The organism is Nonomuraea sp. ZG12 (assembly GCF_052068115.1).
Classification (GTDB): Bacteria; Actinomycetota; Actinomycetes; order Streptosporangiales; family Streptosporangiaceae; genus Nonomuraea.
Genome location: NZ_JBQHCW010000002.1, coordinates 910,682 through 927,993 on the forward strand (window position 1 = coordinate 910,682; position 17,312 = coordinate 927,993).

General features: G+C 70.2%; 15 protein-coding genes. 3 read left to right on the forward strand and 12 right to left on the reverse strand.

What is annotated here, in order from left to right; genetic code table 11:
• Nucleotides 1–31 precede the first annotated feature (31 nt).
• On the reverse strand, nt 32–1,618 hold the full coding sequence (locus ACTMTF_RS11270; protein WP_441110537.1) for a DHA2 family efflux MFS transporter permease subunit: 1,587 nt from the start codon (nt 1,616–1,618) through the stop codon (nt 32–34).
• A gap of 492 nt (nt 1,619–2,110) precedes the next feature.
• Complete coding sequence (locus tag ACTMTF_RS11275; RefSeq protein ID WP_441110640.1) at nt 2,111–2,950, reverse strand: LysR family transcriptional regulator; 840 nt, start codon at nt 2,948–2,950, stop codon at nt 2,111–2,113.
• 90 nt (nt 2,951–3,040) lie between these two features.
• Between ACTMTF_RS11275 and metE the strand changes: the two genes are divergently transcribed.
• Complete coding sequence (gene metE, locus ACTMTF_RS11280) at nt 3,041–5,221, forward strand: 5-methyltetrahydropteroyltriglutamate--homocysteine S-methyltransferase (protein ID WP_441110538.1); 2,181 nt, start codon at nt 3,041–3,043, stop codon at nt 5,219–5,221.
• Here the strand turns inward: metE and ACTMTF_RS11285 are convergent.
• Entirely contained in the window at nt 5,199–5,753 is a 555-nt protein-coding gene (locus tag ACTMTF_RS11285; RefSeq protein WP_441110539.1) for a GNAT family N-acetyltransferase, read from the reverse strand. The genes metE and ACTMTF_RS11285 overlap by 23 nt on opposite strands.
• Nucleotides 5,754–5,828: 75 nt before the next feature.
• On the opposite strand from ACTMTF_RS11285, the gene ACTMTF_RS11290 reads away from it, so the two are divergent.
• Nucleotides 5,829–6,995 carry an ROK family protein gene (locus ACTMTF_RS11290; protein ID WP_441110540.1) on the forward strand — a complete coding sequence of 389 codons (1,167 nt, stop codon included), beginning with the start codon at nt 5,829–5,831 and terminating at the stop codon, nt 6,993–6,995.
• Between the two features lie 7 nt (nt 6,996–7,002).
• Here ACTMTF_RS11290 and ACTMTF_RS11295 read toward each other — a convergent pair whose 3' ends face one another.
• Genes ACTMTF_RS11295 through ACTMTF_RS11315 form a run of 5 tightly spaced genes read right to left on the reverse strand, consistent with a single transcriptional unit; the run spans nt 7,003 to nt 11,867 of the window.
• Complete coding sequence (locus tag ACTMTF_RS11295; protein ID WP_397009059.1) at nt 7,003–7,911, reverse strand: carbohydrate ABC transporter permease; 909 nt, start codon at nt 7,909–7,911, stop codon at nt 7,003–7,005.
• A gap of 2 nt (nt 7,912–7,913) precedes the next feature.
• A complete protein-coding gene (locus tag ACTMTF_RS11300; RefSeq protein WP_397009057.1) occupies nt 7,914–8,825 on the reverse strand; it encodes a carbohydrate ABC transporter permease in 912 nt (303 codons plus the stop codon).
• Complete coding sequence (ngcE, locus tag ACTMTF_RS11305) at nt 8,825–10,237, reverse strand: N-acetylglucosamine/diacetylchitobiose ABC transporter substrate-binding protein (RefSeq protein WP_441110541.1); 1,413 nt, start codon at nt 10,235–10,237, stop codon at nt 8,825–8,827. Before ngcE ends, ACTMTF_RS11300 begins: the two co-directional genes overlap by 1 nt.
• 19 nt (nt 10,238–10,256) lie before the next feature.
• A complete protein-coding gene (locus ACTMTF_RS11310; protein WP_441110542.1) occupies nt 10,257–10,991 on the reverse strand; it encodes a sugar isomerase domain-containing protein in 735 nt (244 codons plus the stop codon).
• Nucleotides 10,992–11,867 carry a MurR/RpiR family transcriptional regulator gene (locus ACTMTF_RS11315; RefSeq protein ID WP_441110543.1) on the reverse strand — a complete coding sequence of 292 codons (876 nt, stop codon included), beginning with the start codon at nt 11,865–11,867 and terminating at the stop codon, nt 10,992–10,994. It abuts the gene before it with no gap.
• A 73-nt stretch (nt 11,868–11,940) separates the two neighbouring features.
• Here ACTMTF_RS11315 and ACTMTF_RS11320 point away from each other — a divergent pair, with 73 nt between their 5' ends.
• A complete protein-coding gene (locus tag ACTMTF_RS11320) occupies nt 11,941–12,960 on the forward strand; it encodes an N-acetylglucosamine kinase (RefSeq protein WP_441110544.1) in 1,020 nt (339 codons plus the stop codon).
• Between the two features lie 20 nt (nt 12,961–12,980).
• On the opposite strand, the gene ACTMTF_RS11325 is transcribed toward ACTMTF_RS11320, so the two are convergent.
• From ACTMTF_RS11325 to ACTMTF_RS11340, 4 genes are read right to left on the reverse strand one after another with little or no spacing between them, the layout of a single operon-like run.
• A complete protein-coding gene (locus ACTMTF_RS11325; RefSeq protein WP_441110545.1) occupies nt 12,981–13,799 on the reverse strand; it encodes a carbohydrate ABC transporter permease in 819 nt (272 codons plus the stop codon).
• Entirely contained in the window at nt 13,796–14,674 is an 879-nt protein-coding gene (locus ACTMTF_RS11330; protein WP_441110546.1) for a carbohydrate ABC transporter permease, read from the reverse strand. The genes ACTMTF_RS11325 and ACTMTF_RS11330 overlap by 4 nt, the downstream gene beginning before the upstream one ends.
• A gap of 1 nt (nt 14,675) precedes the next feature.
• The gene (locus tag ACTMTF_RS11335; RefSeq protein WP_441110547.1) at nt 14,676–15,935 is read right to left on the reverse strand and encodes an extracellular solute-binding protein; all 1,260 of its coding nucleotides are present in this window, start codon (nt 15,933–15,935) and stop codon (nt 14,676–14,678) included.
• A gap of 17 nt (nt 15,936–15,952) precedes the next feature.
• Nucleotides 15,953–17,308: a cellulose binding domain-containing protein gene (locus tag ACTMTF_RS11340; protein ID WP_441110548.1), complete on the reverse strand. Its 1,356-nt coding sequence runs from the start codon at nt 17,306–17,308 to the stop codon at nt 15,953–15,955.
• Nucleotides 17,309–17,312 lie beyond the last annotated feature (4 nt).

Genomic DNA, 17,312 nt, shown 5'->3' on the forward strand with positions numbered 1-17,312 from the left:
AGGTCTTCGCTGTGCGCTTGTTCCTACGTGGTCATCGGGCGGCGACGGCCTCGGTGGCTTCGGTCTCGTCCGCGAGTGCGGGAGCCGTGTTCTCGGGGCCGCGGAAGGCGATGTAGACGAACAGGACGCCCATGACGGCGACGCCTGCCCACATGGCCTGCTGCCAGCCGTCGACGAAGGACTGCTGGGCGGCGTGGAGCAGGTCCCGAGCGTGCGAGCCGCCGCTTCCCGCCACTTCCACGGCGTTGGCGACGCCCTTTCTGGCGGTGTCGGCGGCCCCTTGCGGGATGCCGTTCAGTCGGCCTTCGATGGCGCTGCGGTAGCCGTTGGCCAGTAGCGCGCCCAGCAGGGCGACCCCGAGTGCGGCGCCGAATTCGCGGGTGACGTCGTTGAGCGCGGAGGCGACGCCCTGCTTCTCCCGCGGCAGGGAGCCGGTGATGGCCTCGGTGGACGGGGTCATCGACAGACCCATGCCGATGCCCATGGAGAGCATGCCGGGCAGGATGGTCAGGTATCCCCCGTCGACGGAGACGAACAGGGCCATGAGCGCCAGGCCGACGCCGGCCAGCGCGATGCCCACGGCCATCGTCGAGCGGGTACCGATCCGTGCGGCCAGCTTGGGGGCCAGACCCGAGGTCATCATCATCATGACGGCCATAGGCATCAGCGCCACCGTGGACAGCAGTCCCGACCAGCCGAGCACGGCCTGGAAGAACGGGAAGAGGACCACCGCGATACCCGTTTGGACGCCGAAGACCACCAGAAGCGTGAACGAGCCGCCGGCCAGACCGCGCTCACGGAACAGCCGCATGTCCAGCAGTGAGGCGTCGCGGCGATGCAGCTCCCATACCACGAAGCCGATCGCGGCGACGAGGCCGACGGCGAGGCTGATCAGAGTCGCGGGGGCGGTCCAGCCGTGTTCGGGGCCTTCCTGCAGGGCGAAGATAAGGCCGACCACGGCGACGATGGAGAGCAGTGCGCCGCCGGTGTCGAAGCGATGGGCCGAGGTCTCGCGGGAGTTGGGAACCGATTTCAGCGTCATGGCCAGAGCCACGAGGACCAGGACCACAGGCAGGACGAACAGCCAGCGCCAGTCGGCGACGTCGACAAGGAGGGCGGAGAGGAACATGCCCAGGATGCCACCGCCCCCGGCGACGCCGGTCCAGACGCCGATCGCCTTGCCGCGCTGCTCCTCGGGGAAGGTGGAGGTGATGACGGCAAGGGTGATGGGCATGATCATCGCGGCGCCGACACCACTGGCGACGCGGGCGGTGAGCATGACCTCGGCCGACTGGGCCAGGCCCGCGACAACGCTCGCGGCGACGAAGACCCCCAGACCGGCGATGAGCATGGGCTTACGGCCCAGGCGGTCGCCGACGGCGCCGAGCGGCAGAAGCAACGCGGCCAGGGTAAGAGTGTAGATGTTGATGATCCACAGGACGGTGCCCTGTGAGGCGCCGAATTCCACGGCCATGTGGGTCTGCGCGACGCTCAGCCCGGACACCGAGGCGATGACGGCCATCAGCGCGATGGAGACGGCGATCAGGATCGTGCGCAGCTGACGCGCATCAGGTACATCGCCGGCTTGAGCGGCCTGACGGGGCTGGTTCGTACTCATGGGTTCCTCTCAAAAGGGGCATGCTGCGTCAGTGCCGGTGCCGCGCCGGGCTGTCAGGGGGTGGGTGCGTGGCCCTGGGCTGCGGCGAGGGCCGCGTCGGTGTCCGCGGTGGCGTCGCAGACCATCTGCGCACGACGCTAACCGCGCTTTGCATCAAAGGCATACGATGCTGCTTATAACGCAAGAAGATTGAGAGCTGGACAGCTTCGTACGCAAACGCATCCGTGCCCTGCGGGTGGCGCAGGGCTGATCCCTGGAAACCCGCGCCAACCTCAGCCAGTCCTCGCTGAGCCACATCGAGGACGGTCAGCGGCCGCTACGTGTCGACTCGACGAGGAGACCTCCACCCGCACCCACCGCCGAAACCGACCCCGTCCAGCGCCCCGAGGCCGGCGAGGCGCTGGGAGGCGGCTCTTGGCCTCCAGTTCGGTGTGTCACAAGCGAGCGATGCCACGCAGGCCGTCGGCGGACGAGTGACCGGCCGTCCCGGCATCACCTGGTCCACAACGCGTCCTGTACGGCCTGCACCAGGGCGAGCAGCTCACCCGTGACCCGATCCTTGGACCAGGCCAGCGCGTAGGTGATGCGCAGGTCGGGCGCCTCCAGCGGGACGAATCTGACGTCGTCCCGCCGTACGGTCCTGACCAGGAGTTGCGGGATCGGCAGCAGCCCGGCACCGGCCGCCACCAGGTCGAGGGCGGCGGCGAAGTCGTCGCCGGGCAGCAGCCGGCGGTGGCCCGGCAGCCCGGTCCAGGGCCTGCCGTCCGGGGTGAGCACCGCCTGCCCGGCCAGGTCGGCGGGCACGAGCGCGGCCCTGCCCGCCAGGGCGTGCCCGGTGGGGACGGCCACGTGGTCCACCGTGACGTGGAAGCGCGCCGCCGTGACGAACCTGGCCGGAGCCGGGATGGCCAGGATCGCCGCCGAGACCTCGCCGGACTCCAGCGCTGCCGAGGCGGCCGCCCGTCCCGCCATACGCAGCTCCACCCCGATCGCCGGGGTACGGCTCGCCATCCTCCTGACGATCCTGGCGGCCAGTGCGCCGATCAGTGGAGGATAAGCAAGATGAATAGTAGGGCGGGCCAGCCGGGCCGCCTCCGCAGTGAACGCGGAGGCGGATTCGAGCACCTGCTCGGCGTAGGGCAGCAGCGCCAGACCCGCGGCCGTCAGGCGCACCTCGCGGGCGGAACGCTCGAAGAGCCTGACCCCGGTCGCGCGCTCCAGCCTGGTGATGGCCTGGCTGATGGCCGGCTGGGACAGGCCCAGGTCGGCGGCGGCCCCGGAGAAGCTGAGCCGGGCGGCGACTCCAACGAAACAGCGAACTTCTTTGAGCATAAGCACCACGAATACATGATGCATGACGGCAAGCGGACTGTGCAGGATGCCACCGTCTCGATCAATCGCTGAACCTCGCATGGAGCCCTCATGTCCCGTTTCCCGCAGTCCACCGTGCTCGGTTACCCGAGGATCGGCCCGCGAAGAGAGTTGAAGCGGGCGCTGGAGTCCTACTGGGACGGCCGCACCGGCCGTGACGAGCTGGACCGGGTGGGCGCCGCCATCAGGGCGGACACCTGGCGCAGGCTGGACGAGCTGGGCCTGGCGGCGCTGCCGTCCAACACGTTCTCGCTGTATGACCAGGTGCTGGACACCGCCGTGCTGCTGGGCGCGGTGCCGGAGCGCTATCGGGACGCCGCCGACCCCTACTTCGCCATGGCGCGCGGCACCGACGGGGTCGCGCCGCTGCGGATGACCAAGTGGTTCGACACGAACTACCACTACATCGTGCCGGAGGTCGGCCCGGAGACGGTCTTCAAGCTGGACGCCGCCAAGCCGCTCGCCGAGCTGCGGCAGGCGCGTGAGCTGGGGTTCGAGACGCGGCCCGTGGTGATCGGGCCGATCACGTTCCTGCTGCTGTCGGCGGACCCGGCCGCGGCGCTGGACCGGCTGGACGACGTGCTGGCCTGCTACGAGGAGCTGCTCGGCGCGCTGGCCGCCGAGGGCGTGGCGTGGGTGCAGCTCGACGAGCCGGCGCTGGTGGCCGACCGCAGCCCGGCCGAGCTGGCCGCCGTGCGCGCCGCCTACGAGCGGCTCGGCGGCGTGGCGGCGCGGCCCGCCCTGTTCGTCGCCTCCTACTTCGGTCACCTGGGCGAGGCGTTGCCGGTCCTGGCCGACACGCCCGTGGAGGCGATCGGGGTCGACCTGGTGAACGGCGAGGTGGACGGGCTCGCGGCGCTGGCGGGCAAGACGGTGGTGGCGGGCGTGGTGTCGGGGCGCGAGGTGTGGCGGACGGCTCCGGAGCGGGCCGCGCACGCGCTGCGCGCCGTACGTGATCACGCCGCGCACGTGGTGGTCAGCACCTCATGCTCGCTGCTGCATGTGCCGTACGACGTCCGCGACGAACCGGACCTGGACCCGGAGCTGACGGCGCGGCTGGCGTTCGCGGAGCAGAAGGTGGCCGAGGTCGTCGAGCTGGCGCGCACCGGCTTCGACGGGCCGGAGCCGGTCACGCGCCCGGCGCCACAGTCGCGGCCGGAGCCGGTCGAGCAGCGCAGCCCGTACGAGGTGCGCGCGGCGGCGCAGGCCGCGCACCTGCGGCTGCCCGTGCTGCCGATCACCACGATCGGGTCGTTCCCGCAGACCGGCGAGCTGCGCCAGGCCCGCGCGGCCACGGCGGCGGGCACGCTGGCCACCGAGGACTACGAGCGGCTGGTGGAGGCCGAGATCGAGCGGGTCGTGCGGCTGCAGGAGCGACTCGGGCTCGACGTGCTCGTGCACGGGGAGCCGGAGCGCAACGACATGGTGCAGTACTTCGCCGAGCACCTCGACGGCTTCGCCGTCACCAGGAACGGCTGGGTGCAGTCCTACGGCTCACGCTGCACCAAGCCGCCCATCCTGCACGGCGATGTGGCCAGGCCCGAGCCGATCACCGTGCGCTGGGCCCGGCACGCCGGCTCGCTCACCGGCAAGCCGGTCAAGGGCATGCTCACCGGGCCGGTCACGATCGTGGCCTGGTCGTTCGTCCGCGACGACCTGCCGCTGCGCGAGGTGACGTTCCAGGTCGCGGACGCGGTGCGCGAGGAGGTGCGCGACCTGGAGGCGGCCGGACTGTCGATCATCCAGGTGGACGAGCCCGCGCTGCGCGAACTGCTGCCGCTGCGCCGCGCCGGGCAGGCCGGCTATCTGGACTGGGCGGTGGCCGCCTACCGCCGGGCCACCTCGGGCGCGGGTGACAGCACGCAGATCCACACCCACCTGTGCTACTCCGACGCCGGCGAGATCCTGGCCGCCATCGACGGGCTGGACGCCGACGTGACGACGATCGAGTCGGCCAGGTCCGGCGCGCGGATCCTGGAGGCGGTCGGCTCCTTCGGCCGCGGGCTGGGGCCGGGCGTGTACGACATCCACTCGCCCCGGGTGCCCTCCGGCGAGGAGGTCGAGGGGCTGCTGCGCAGGACGCTGGCGGCGCTGCCCGCCGAGCGGGTCTGGGTCAACCCGGACTGCGGGCTGAAGACCCGCACCTACGAGCAGGTGGAGGCGGCGCTGGCCAACGTGGTGGCGGCGACCGGCAGGCTGCGGGCCGAGCTCACCTCCCGTAGCGCTCGGTGAACTCCTCCGTCGTCATGCCGAACAGGATCTCGTCCTCGTAGCGGCCGGCGGCGAAGCGGGCGCGGCGCCGGCGGCCCTCCTCCACGAACCCCAGCCGCCGGTGCAGCGCCAGCGACGCCTCGTTGGAGGCGTACACCTTGGCGTCGGCCTTCTGAAAGGCCCGCTCCTGGAACATGTAGCGCAGCAGCAGCACGATGGCGTCACCGGCGTAGCCCTTGCGGTGGTGCGGGGTGCCGATCGAGATGCCGTACAAGAATGTGCCGTTGTGGCGGTCGACCGTGTGGGTGAGGATCACGCCGACCGGGGTGTCGCCGTCCCGGTCGGCGATCACCAGCCGGAACTCGTCCGGGTCCGGCTCCTTGGCGGCCAGCTCTGCGGCCCACTGCCTGGCCCGCTCCGCCGAGCGCGGCGGGTGGATCCGAAAGGCGTTCCGGGCCGCGTCGGTGTCCTCTTCGAAGGCGAGGAGCGCCTCACCCTCGTCCGGCTCGATCGCCCGCAGCCGCACTCGCTCGCCCACCCATATCGACGTCATGGTGCGCAGGAAACCAGAGAACACCGGTGCGCCGCCACACCGTTTTCCTCGGTCAAGGAAACGTACAATTCCGCTGTGAAGGACTCCGGGGCAGCGGACGTGCTCAGCCTGCGGCGCCACAATCTCTCCCTCGTCCTGCACCACCTGCGCGATCACGGGCAGAGCTCCAGGATCGAGGTGTCCGCCGACACCGGATTGGGCGCGGGCGCGGTCACCAGCCTGGTCGGCGAGCTGATCGGCTACGGGCTGGCCGAGGAGGTGGGGCTGCGCGGCACCGGCTCGGCCGGGCGGCCGCGGCGGCTGCTGACGCTCGGGCACACCTCGGTGGCGGCCGTCGGGGTCCGGCTGGATCCGGCGTTCATCTCCGTGCGGGTCACCGATCTGGCCGAGCGCGAGCGCTACCACGAGCGGGCGCCCCACGGGCTGCGGGCGCCGACGGCGGACGAGATGGCCAAGGCGCTGGCCGAGCGGATCCTCCGGGCGGTGGGCGAGTGGCACGGGCGGACCGTGTCGGTCGTGGTCGCCGTGCCGGGCTGGACGGATCGGGGCATCGTGACCAGCGTGCCGTTCGGGTGGCGGCTCGCGCCGCTGCTTCCCGCCCTGCGCGAGCAGCTCGCCCCGGGGATCGGGCCGGTCGCCCTGGTCAACGACGGCAACGTGGAGACCTGGGCCGAGTACCAACTGCTGCGCCTGACCGGGGTGCGCGATCTGATCTATCTGGCGGGCGGGATCGGCGCCGGCGGCGGCGTCGTGGTGGACGGCCGCCTGGTCTACGGGGCTCACGGGGCGGCGGGCGAGCTCGGTCACCTGGAGGTCGAGCCCGGCGGGCTCCCCTGCCCGTGCGGCCGGCGCGGCTGCCTCGAACGGTACGTGTCGCTGCGGGCCCTGCTGGATCGTTCCGGCATCGGCGAGCACGAGCGGGGCGTGGAGGAGCTCGCCGAGCGCGCCGAGCGGGGAGACGCCGTCACCTTGCGGGCGCTGCAGGAGGCCGCCGAGCGGATCCACTCCGTCGTCATGAACGCCAGGATGCTGCTGAACCCGCAGGTGGTCGTCCTCGGCGGCCACTTCGGCAGGCTGGTGAAGTGGCTCGGGCCGGTGATCGCGCACGACACGCTGCGGGTCTCGCCGCCGTTCGAGGTGCGCGCCGCCGGTCATGCGCGCGACGCCGCGCTGTACGGCGCCACCTGCTTCGCCGTGTCCGCCATCCTGGACGACCCGCTGCTGGTCACCCGGCCGTCATGAGACCGCTCTACTTCAGCGCCCCCATGGTCAGGCCGGCCTGGATCTGCCGCTGGAAGATCGTGTAGACGACCAGCATCGGCAGGATGGCCAGCGTCAGCGCCGCGAACAGGGCGGCCCAGTCGGAGTCGTAGCCCGCGGCCGTGGAGATGTCCGCGATGCCCTGGGTGAGCACCCACTTGTCCCGCTCCTGCAGCAGCACCAGCGGGAGCTGGTACTGGTTCCACTGGCCCAGGATGTTGAAGATGGTGATGCTCACCAGGCCCGGCCTGGCCATCGGCAGCATGATCTGGAAGAAGACGCGGGTGTGCGACGCGCCGTCCACCATGGCCGCCTCCCCCACCGCCGTGGGCAGCGTGCGGAAGAACGCCGCCAGGAAGAACACCGTGAACGGCATCGAGTAGGCGATGTAGACGAGCACCAGGCCCGCATGCGTGTTGAGCCCGATGAACGGCCCGACCAGCGGCACGTTGCCCATGTTCTGCACCACGAAGAACAGCGGCGTCAGCGCCAGGTACACGGGGAAGGCCAGGCCGGAGACGAACAGGAGGTAGACGGCCCGGTTGCCGCGGAAGGCGTAGCGGGCCAGCACGTAGGCGGCCATCGCGCCGCACAGCATGGTGCCGAACGTGCTGAAGGTCACCACCACGACACTGTTGATCATGTACTGGCCGATGTGCGCCTGCTCCCAGGCCCGCGCGAAGTTGTCCCACTGCAGGGTGGCGGGCATCGACCAGGCGTTGCCGAAGATCTCGTCCTCGCTCTTGACCGAGGCCAGGAACGTCCACAGGATCGGCACCACCGTCAGCACGGTCCACAGCAGCAGCGCCAGGTGCGACAGCATCGCCATCGGCCCCAGCCGCCGCCTGCTCTCCTGGCGGGCCAGCTTGCGGGAGTTCGCGACCGTCCACGAGGTCATCTCTAGTACTCGATTCTTTCGCGACGTGACAGGCGCAGCGACAGGATGGCGAAGCCGATGGTGAAGAAGAACATCACGACGCCCAGCGCCGAGGCGTAGCCGAAGCGGAAGTACTGGAAGGCGTTGCGGTAGATCTCGGTGGCCATGACCGTGGTGGAGAAGTCCGGGCCGCCGTGCTGGTCGGTCATCACCCACACGATCGCGAACACGTCCAGCGCCAGGATGCCGAGGTAGACCCAGGCCACCTGCACCGTGTCCCAGAGCAGCGGCAGCGTGATCCGGAAGAACAGGCTGACCCGCCCGGCCCCGTCGATCTGCGCCGCCTCGAACATGTCACTCGGGATGGAGGCCAGCCCGGCGGAGAACAGCACCACGTAGAAGCCGACCGCCTGCCACACCATGACGCCGAGCACCGACCAGAACGCCAGGTCCGGATCGGACAGGAAGCCGACCGGGCCGCCCCCCAGCGCCATCAGCGGCCCGTTCAGCATGCCGCTGCCGTCGGGTCTGAACACCTGCTGGAACAGCACCGCGACCACGGTGACGGCCAGCACCTGGGGGAAGAAGAACAGCACCCGGTAGAACTTCGACCCGGCGACCCCGCCCACGCCCCGCCCTTCGCGCCCCACATTGAGCAGGAACGCGAAGAACAGGGCGATGACGATCGTCACCAGCGGCAACAGCACGAGGAGCGCCGCGTTGTGCGTGACCGCCTTCCAGAAGATCCCGTCGGAGAAGAGCCTGACGAAGTTGTCCAGCCCGACGAAGTTCGGCGTGGCGGTCACGCCTCGCCAGTCGGTCATCGCGATGTAGAACGCCTGGGCGTACGGCGAGATGACGTAGACCAGGTAGAGCGTCACCGGGGCCGCCAGGAACGCGGTGATGAACAGGCCCCGGCGATAGGTGTTGAACATCAGCGCTTGTACTTCTTGATCGAGGAGTCGTTCTTGATCTCATCCGCCTTCTTCTGCAGGCGGTTCACGTACTCCTCGGGGGTGACTCCGCCGGTCATCAGCTGGCCGGTGGCGGCGACCGCCTCGTCGTGGAGCTGGGCGTACCAGGTGCGCCAGCGGTAGTAGACGGTGTTGGCGCCGGCGGCGGCGAGCGCCGCCGTGGCGCTCTTCGCGCCGGGCGACAGCTCGCGCCCGTCGCCCGCGCCCTTGACCACCGACACCGTACGCACCAGCTCGCTGAAGTCGCCGGCCGCCTTCTTCGACAGCATGGCCCGCAGGTACTCCATGCCGCCCTGCGGGTTGGCGCCCTTGGCCGGGACGATGAACGACTCGCCCGGCTGGGTGTGCAGGGTGCCGTGGGGCATCTTGTCGGAGTCGGTGAAGTCGGGGATGGGGAACATGGCGTACTCGAAGTCGTCGGGCGTGGTGGTCTTCTGCTCGTTCTCCAGCCACGACCCGGACGGCAGCATGGCCACCTGGTACTTGTTCTGCGCCGTCTGGGTCTGGACGTGGTCCAGGCCGGCGGTGCCCTCCATCAGATACTTGGCCCCGACCTCGGCCCACGCGGTGGCGGCCGTCTTCATCGGCTCGCTGGACCAGGCGCCGTCCTCAAGGTTGTCGATGTTGACCAGGACCTCGTTGCCGCCGATCTTCGCGGCCATGGTCAGCAGCGGCTCGTACAGGTACTGCGGGTGCTTGCCGGCGTAGGTGAACGGCGCCATCTTGCCGGACTTCTTGATCGTCTCGCACAGCTTGAGGAAATCGTCCCAGGTCGTCGGCGCCGTCCAGCCGTTGTCCCGGAAGACCTTCTGGGAGTACCAGATGCCGTGGATGTAGTTGACGTAGCCCAGCACGCTGAACTTGCCGTCGTAGGTGCCGAACTCGATCACCGCCGGGTCGAGGATGTCCTTCACCTTGACGGCGGGGTCGTCCCAGCTCGGCGCGTCCAGCATCGGGGTCAGGTCCTGGAGCTGGCCGTCCTGGGCCAGCGCGCCCATGTCCATGGCGTTGGCGCCGGAGTTGTCGATGACGTCCGGCGGGTTGCCGCCGGCGAACCTCGGCTGCAGGACCTTGGTGATCTCCTTGGTGGAGTTGTGCTTGATCGCCACGTCGGGATACTTGGTCTTGAACAGCGGCTGGTGGATGTCCGTGGCGTAGGCGTTGCCGAAGCCGCCGTCGAAGATCCACACCTCCAGCGGCTTCTTGGCGTCCACGCCGAAGGGGTTCGCGGCGCTGGTCGCGACCGGGGCGGCCGACGAGGCGGGGGCCTGCGTCTGCGGGGTGGCGCAGGCGGCGAGCGCGCCCGCCACGGGGGCGATGGCGGCGGCGCGCAGGAGTGCGCGCCGGGTGATGCTGTGGGGGGTGTTGGGCATGTGAACTACTCCTGACTGGTCAAGCTCCACGTCTGATGCGTCCTGCGTAGCGGCTCTCCAAGGCCTTGTTGTGCTCGTCGCCGCCGGTAACGTTTACCGACAGGTAGACCGGCGGTGTCTCCCCCAGCTCCACCAGCATGTCCACGGCTTCGGTGACCACCATCTGGGCCAGCAGCGCCGAGGTGATCGTGGAGACCGCGCCGTAGCTGCCGCCTCCGGGCAGCTCCATGAGGGCGTCGCCGTAGGGCGCGCCGTTGTCCAGCACGATGTCGGCCAGGTCGAGCAGCTTGCCGCCCGACGGGTGCCGGGAGGTCATCTGGATGCTGTGCTTCACCGAGGTGATCGCGATCAGCTGGTGACCGCGCTCCTTCACCAGTGAGGCCAGCTCGACCACCGTGCCGTTCACGCCCGAGCTGGAGACCAGCACGAACACGTCCTGCGGCGCGACCGGCGCCAGCTCGTAGATGCGGTGCGCGACCGCCGGATCGCGCTCCAGCTCGGGGGTGAGCACACTGGCCGGCTCACCGCCGTACAGGACCAGGTCTTTGGGCGTGAGCCGGTTGCTCGGCACCAGCCCGCCCGCCCGGCCCGCGATCTCCATGGCGATGGCCTCGGAGTGTCCCGACCCGAACGCGTTGACCACGCCGCCCGCCCGCAGCGACGCCACGACGGCCTCGGCCGCCCGCCGCACCGGCTCCTCCTGCGTCTCGGCGACCTGACGGGCCAGCTCCAGGGCCATGGATGCGTACGTCATCTAGCCTCTCTCCACGCGGTGGCTCTCCACCGCGCTGATCGTGAGCTCGAACGCCTGGTTGGTGCGCTCGTAGGTGCGCTGGGCGACCGCCACGTAGACGGCGTCGAGGACGAACAGCTGCGAGTGGACCGCGGCCAGCCCGCCGAGCCGGAACGTGGTCTCCCTGCTGGCCGTCGTCAGCACCAGGTCGGCGAGCTCGGCCAGCGGCGAGCGGGCGAAGGAGGTGACGGCGACCGTCCTGGCGCCGTGGCTGCCCGCCTCGGCCAGCGCCTCCATGACCTCGCGGGTGCGGCCCCGGTGGCTGATGCCGATCGCGATGTCCTCGGCGTTCATCAGGGCCGCCTCCGACAGGGCGACGTGCGCGTCACCCGCGCTCCAGCACGGGATGCCGATCCGCCGCAGCCGGCCCTCCAGCATGGTCGCGACGTTGCCGCTGGTGGAGACGCCGACCAGGAGCACCCTGCGGGCGGCGATGATGTCGTCGGCGACCTTGGCCACCACGCCCGGATCGAGCTGGGCGGCGGTGTCCTGGATGAGCCGGGCGTCGGCGGCGGCCATCACCTCGATGGCCGCGTCGATCGGGTCGTCGGGGCCGATCTCGTGCCCCACCCCCGCGCCCCAGCCTGCCTGGGCCGCCCTGCCGGTCTCGGTGGCCAGCGCCACCCGCAGCTCGGCGTAGCCGGAGAAGCCGAAGGCGCGGCAGAACCGGGTCACGGTCGCGGGCGAGCTGCCCGCGCGCTCGGCCAGCGTGATGATGGTCATCCTGGCCGCCTCAGCCGGATCGGCGAGGATGACCTCGCCGACCCGGCGCAACGCCTCTGGCAAACCGGGCAGCTCTGTCGCGATCCGGCCTAGTGCTCCTGAAGTCACGAACATTCCTTCCGGATATCGCGTCTTCTGGCGAAAATTATTCTTGCAATGCGGTCAAGTCAAGACCCACAATCTGATCGTGACGAATTCGCTCGTGGTCGGTGTCGACGCCGGCGCCACCTTCACCCGGGTCGCGGTGCACACCCTCGACGGCACCCGCGTCGGCTATGCCAGGAGTGGCGCGGGCAATCCCAGCGCCCACGGGTCCGTCAAGGCGGTCGCCCACATCGGCGGCACCCTGCGCGAGGCCCTGACCGGCCACGACGGCTCCCGCGTGGCGGCGTCCCTGGCCGGGGTCGCCGGGCACGTCATGTCGATGGCGCCCGAACTGGGCAAGGCCTGGGCAGACCTGGGCATCCCTGCCGCTCCCCGGCTCACGGGCGACGTGATGATCGCGTACGTGGCGGGCACGCCCGAGCCGGACGGTTCGGTGCTGCTGTCGGGCACGGGCGCGGTGGCGGCCCGGATCGCCGACTACGAGATGGTCGACATCGCCGACGGCCTCGGCTGGTTGCTGGGCGACGAGGGCTCCGGCTTCTGGATCGGCCGCGCCGCGGCCAAGGCCGTCGCCGCCGCCCTCGACCGGCCCGCCGCCACTCCCCGCGACGGTGACCGCGACGGTGACCGCGACCGGCCCGCCGCGCCTGGCGGCTCCTCTTCCGGCCTGCTCACCGAGCTGGTGCTGGAGCACTTCCTCGGCGCCGAGCGCGGCTCCTCGCCGCGCGAGGCCGCGGACCGTCTCGTACGCCTCGCGCAGGCGGATCACATGCGGCTGGCCGCGTTGTCGCCCCTGGTGAGCCAGGCCTCGGCGGCAGGCGACCCGATGGCGCTCAGGATCGCCCGGGAGGCGGCCGATCACCTGGTCGCCACGGTCAGGCGGGTGCACGTCTCCGGTCCCGTGGTGCTCGCGGGGAGCGTGCTGACGAACGAGGGCCCCGTACGGCAGGGCGTACAGAAGCTGCTGGCGGGCACGGAGGTGGGGACCGCGGTGGCGACGGCGCGGGACGCGGCGGGGGCGGCGGCCTGGCTCTCGGCCCGTGGCCTGCTGCCGGAGAGCGAGTGGAAGGCCGCGCACGCCCGCTTCACCACCGGCGCCTGACGAGGGTGGCCACCCTCCCGTCACCCCTTGATCGCGCCGGCCGTCATGCCCGCGCCCACCCGCCGCTGCAGGAAGAGGAAGAGCAGCAGCGCCGGAAGCGCGAACAGGCTGGCCGCGGCCATGGTCGCGCCCCAGTCGGTGCCGAAGACGTCGCGGAAGGACGACAGCCAGACGGGCAGCGTCCGTTTGTCGTGGTCCTTGATGATCAGCACGTTGACGAAGGCGAACTCGTTCCAGGCGGTGATGAACCCGAACAGCGAGGTCGCCATCAACCCGGGCGCGAGCAGCGGGAAGACCACCCTGCGGAACGCCACCAGCCGGCTGCACCCGTCGACCTGGGCCGCCTCCTCCAGCTCCGGCGGGATCGCGGCGAGGAACCCGCGCAGCGCGACGATCGTGAACGGCAGGGTGATCATGAAGTAGACCCCGGTCAGCATGGCCAGCGAGTCGAGCAGGTCGGTGTCCCTGGCGATGATGAACACCGGCACCAGCAGCGCCTCCCACGGCGCCATCTGCGCGGCGAACACCATGACCACGAACGCGCCCTTCCCGCGCCACCGCATCCGGGCCACCGCGAACGCCGCCAGCAGCGCCACCACCAGCGCGAGCAGCACGGCGACCACGGTCACCAGCAGGCTGTTGCGCCAGAAGACCCAGAAGCCGGGCGCGTTCACGGCGGTCGCGAAATGCTCCAGGGTGGGGGCGGCAGGCCAGAACGTCGGGGTCTCGGACTGGATGTCCCCGGTCGGCTTGAACGCCGTCAGGAACATCCAGTAGACCGGGAAGATCGTCACCAGCAGTACGGCCAGCGCCGCGGCGTTGAGCGTGAGCCTTCTCATGAGCGGACCATCCGTCGCAGGTTGCTGATCAGGGCCACGGCGAGGATCACGACGGTGAGCAGGGCGACCGCCGAGCCCAGGTCGTACCGGTGCAGCACCCGGGCGATCTTGAACGCGTAGATCGGCAGGGTGGTGGTGGCGTCGCCGGGGCCGCCCTGGCTGAGCACCCAGATCTGCGGGAAGCACTTGGCCACCCAGATCACCTCCAGCGCCGTGATCAGCGCGAAGAGCTGTCTGAGGATCGGCACGGTGATCTTCCAGAAGACCTGCCATCCGGTGCCGCCGTCGATCCTCGCCGACTCGTACAGCTCGGCCGGGATCGTGGTGAGCCCCGCGTAGAGGGTGAGGGCGGCGAACGGCACCGACTGCCAGACGACCAGGATGACCAGCACGGCAAAGGTCGCGGTCCCGTCGGCGAACCAGGCGTAGCCGTCGAAGGAGCCGAAGCCGAGCGCCGTCAGCAGCCAGTTGACGACCCCCAGCTCCGACTGGAACAGCCACTGGAAGATCGTGGTGGCCGCGATCACCGGCGTGGCCCAGGCCAGGGCCAGCGCGCTCATCAGGGCCAGGCGCATGCCGCGCCGCAGCCGTACGAGCATCAGGGCGACGCCGGTGGACAACACCACGATGAGGACCACGGTGACCGCGGTCCAGACGACCGTGCGCAGCAGCACCTGCCAGAACTCGGCTCCGGACAGCAACTCGTGGTAGTTGCCGAGGCCGATGAACTCGGCGCCGCCCCTGATGAGCTCACCCATACGGAAGTGCTGGAGCGAGATCACGGCCGCCTTGAGCAGCGGATAAAGGAGGAGGAAGGCCCCACCCGCCACCGTGGGGGCGATGAGCAGGTAGGGCCAGAAGGAGCGGGTCCGCAACTCAGGACCCGCTGTTGAGTGTCGTGGTGATGGACTCGGAGACCTTCTTCGCCTCGGTGGCGGGGTCGGCGCCGGTGAGCACCGCGGTCATGTACTGCTTGATGACCGAGGTGGCCTCGACGGCCGCCCAGTTGGGGGTGTTCGGAGTGGCCCGGCCGACGGCGGCGCCGACCGCCATGGCGGCGGTGCCCTCGTCCCCGGACAACACGGAGGCCAGCGACGTGCGGTTGGGCACGAAGCTCATCGTTTTCGCGAGCTCGGTCTGGAACTGCTCCCCGGCCAGGGCCTTGATCACCTCGTAGGCCTCGTCCTGGTGCTTGGCGGCGACCGGGACGATCAGGTCGGAGCCGCCGGTGAAGACGGCGCCGGGCCGGTCCGCGGTCTTGCCGGGGATCGGGAAGAAGCCCATCTTGTCCTTGAGCTTCGGCTCGACCTCCAGGACTCGGGCGGCGATGCCGGGCACGGCGATGATCTGCGCCGTCTTGCCCTGGGCGAACACCTCATGCTGGGGCGGGTTGGCCTCGTCCGCCTCCTTGGGGCCCTTGCCCAGGGCTTGGAGGCGTTGGTAGAAGTCCATCCCGGCCAGCGCCTGCGGGGTGTCGAGAGCGCCTCGCCACTTGCCGCCTTCTTGTACGGCGAGGTCACCGCCCTCGTCCCAGACGAACCCGGCGAACGCGTACCAGGTCTGCCCGGGCAGATAGATGCCCTGGTCACCGCCCTTGTTCAGCTTGGCCGTGATCTTTAGCCATTCGTCCCTTGTCTTCGGTGGGGCGTCGATCCCGGCCTTGGTGAACAGGTCCTTGTTGTAGACGACGACCCGGTTGGCGGCGTACCAGGGGATGCCGTACTGCTTGCCGTCGATGTTGCCCGGCTGGGCCAGGCCGGGCAGCCAGTCCTCGCCCTTGAGGTCGGCGATCTTGGCGGTGAGGTCGGTGACGCCGCCGCTGGCCGCGTACTGCGCGACCTGCGTGTTGCCCACCTCCATCACGTCGGGGGCGTCGGTGCTGGCCAGCGCGGCGGTCACCCGCTCGCCGATGCCGTCCCAGGCCTGGATCTGGAGGTCGAGGTCCACGTTGGGATGGGCGGCCTCATAGCGGGTCTCGAACGTCTTCAGCAGGTCCTGCGTGACGCTGCCGTCCATGATCCAGACGGTCAGCTTGGCCGGGCCGGTGCTCGCCGGGGCGCCTGTGCTCGCGCCTGAGCCGCACGCCGCCGCGGCCAGGGCCAGTGCTGCCACCGCGGCGGTGAGTCGGTGCTTCATGTTGCCTTGCCTTCTCGCTACGGGTTGGGGACGGTGTCGCGGAAGGCGGTGCCCTCGGCTCGGAGATCGTTGATCCGGCTCAGCACCCCGGCGGGCGAGACGACCTCGTTCTTGGCGTGGTAGACCCAGTCGACCTGCTGGCGGTAGGTACGGGTGCCGGTCGCGGCCTGAAGATCGATGAACCACTGGTTGAACATGATCCACTGGGGCGTCTCGGGGTAGTAGATGCCGCCGTGGTCGGCGAACAGGCGGCCGTCGACGTAGTACTTGATCCGGCCGTTCGCGACCTGCATGACCAGGTCGTGCCAGCCGGCGAAGCTGGCGCGCTCCTCGGTGTGCGTGTTCACCGCCTGCCACGGCTCGCCCTGGTAGGTCTCCCAGCTGGTGGTGTAGAGGATGTTGGACGGCTCGCCCCAGCCGCCGTTCGGCAGGTACTCGAAGTCGAGCTCGCCGTAGTCGGGGTCCAGGTTGAAGCGGAGCGGGGTGATGGTGAAGAACGTCTGCACGACGTGCTCGCCGTCCGGGCCGCTGGTCGGGGCGTCACTGAACCGCACGCGGGCGCCGTACGTGCCCTCGAAGAACTTGCGGTTGGCGGTGGAGAGCTCGGTGTGCACGGTGCCCGAGGCGGTGCCGTTCGTCGAGGAGTCGAGGGTGAGCAGGCCGCCGGGGAACGTGATCGCCGACGGGGACCAGGTGGCGCCGGGCACGCCGGGGCCGCCTGAGCTGCCGCGCACGGTCCAGCCGCGCTGGGCCAGCCGTGGGTCTGTCGAGTTCGTGTACGTGAAATCGTCGAACAGGACGCCGCCGGGGCCGGGCGGATCTGTCGGGTCGGGGTCGGGGTCCGGGCCACTGCCGGAGGGGTCACCCCAGGCCAGCTCGCCGTTCACGTAGACGGCGATCTTGTCCCAGTCCGTGTAGGAGGTCTGGGCGCCGTAGGAAGGGTCGTCACTCTGGGTGAAGCTCTGCCAGTCGGCTCGGTAGAAGCGCAGTTGCAGGTCGCGGGTGGTGGCGCCGGGGGCCAGTTGGCCTGCGGTGAAGCCGATCTCCAGGTATTGCGCGCCGGCTGATTGGGGGACGAAGTGGCCCGTCACCGTTGAGCAGGAGATCACTGCCCAGGAGCAGGCGAAGCGGTAGGACTCGGTGCCTGTCAGGTAGTAGCGGATCTTGACCTGGTTGAGGGGGATGGTGGTGGTGCCGTCGTTGAAGAGCTGGAGCCAGGGCTCGGCTTGGGCGGTGCTGGCGCCGGGGGCGCTGGTTCGGTATTGGAGGCGTACTGCCTGGTCGGCGCTGGCGGGGTTGGCGATGGCCAGGGCTGCGGTCAGGGCCAGGGGGGTGGCTAAGGACAGCAGGACTTTTCGGAAATTTCGCGACATGGGT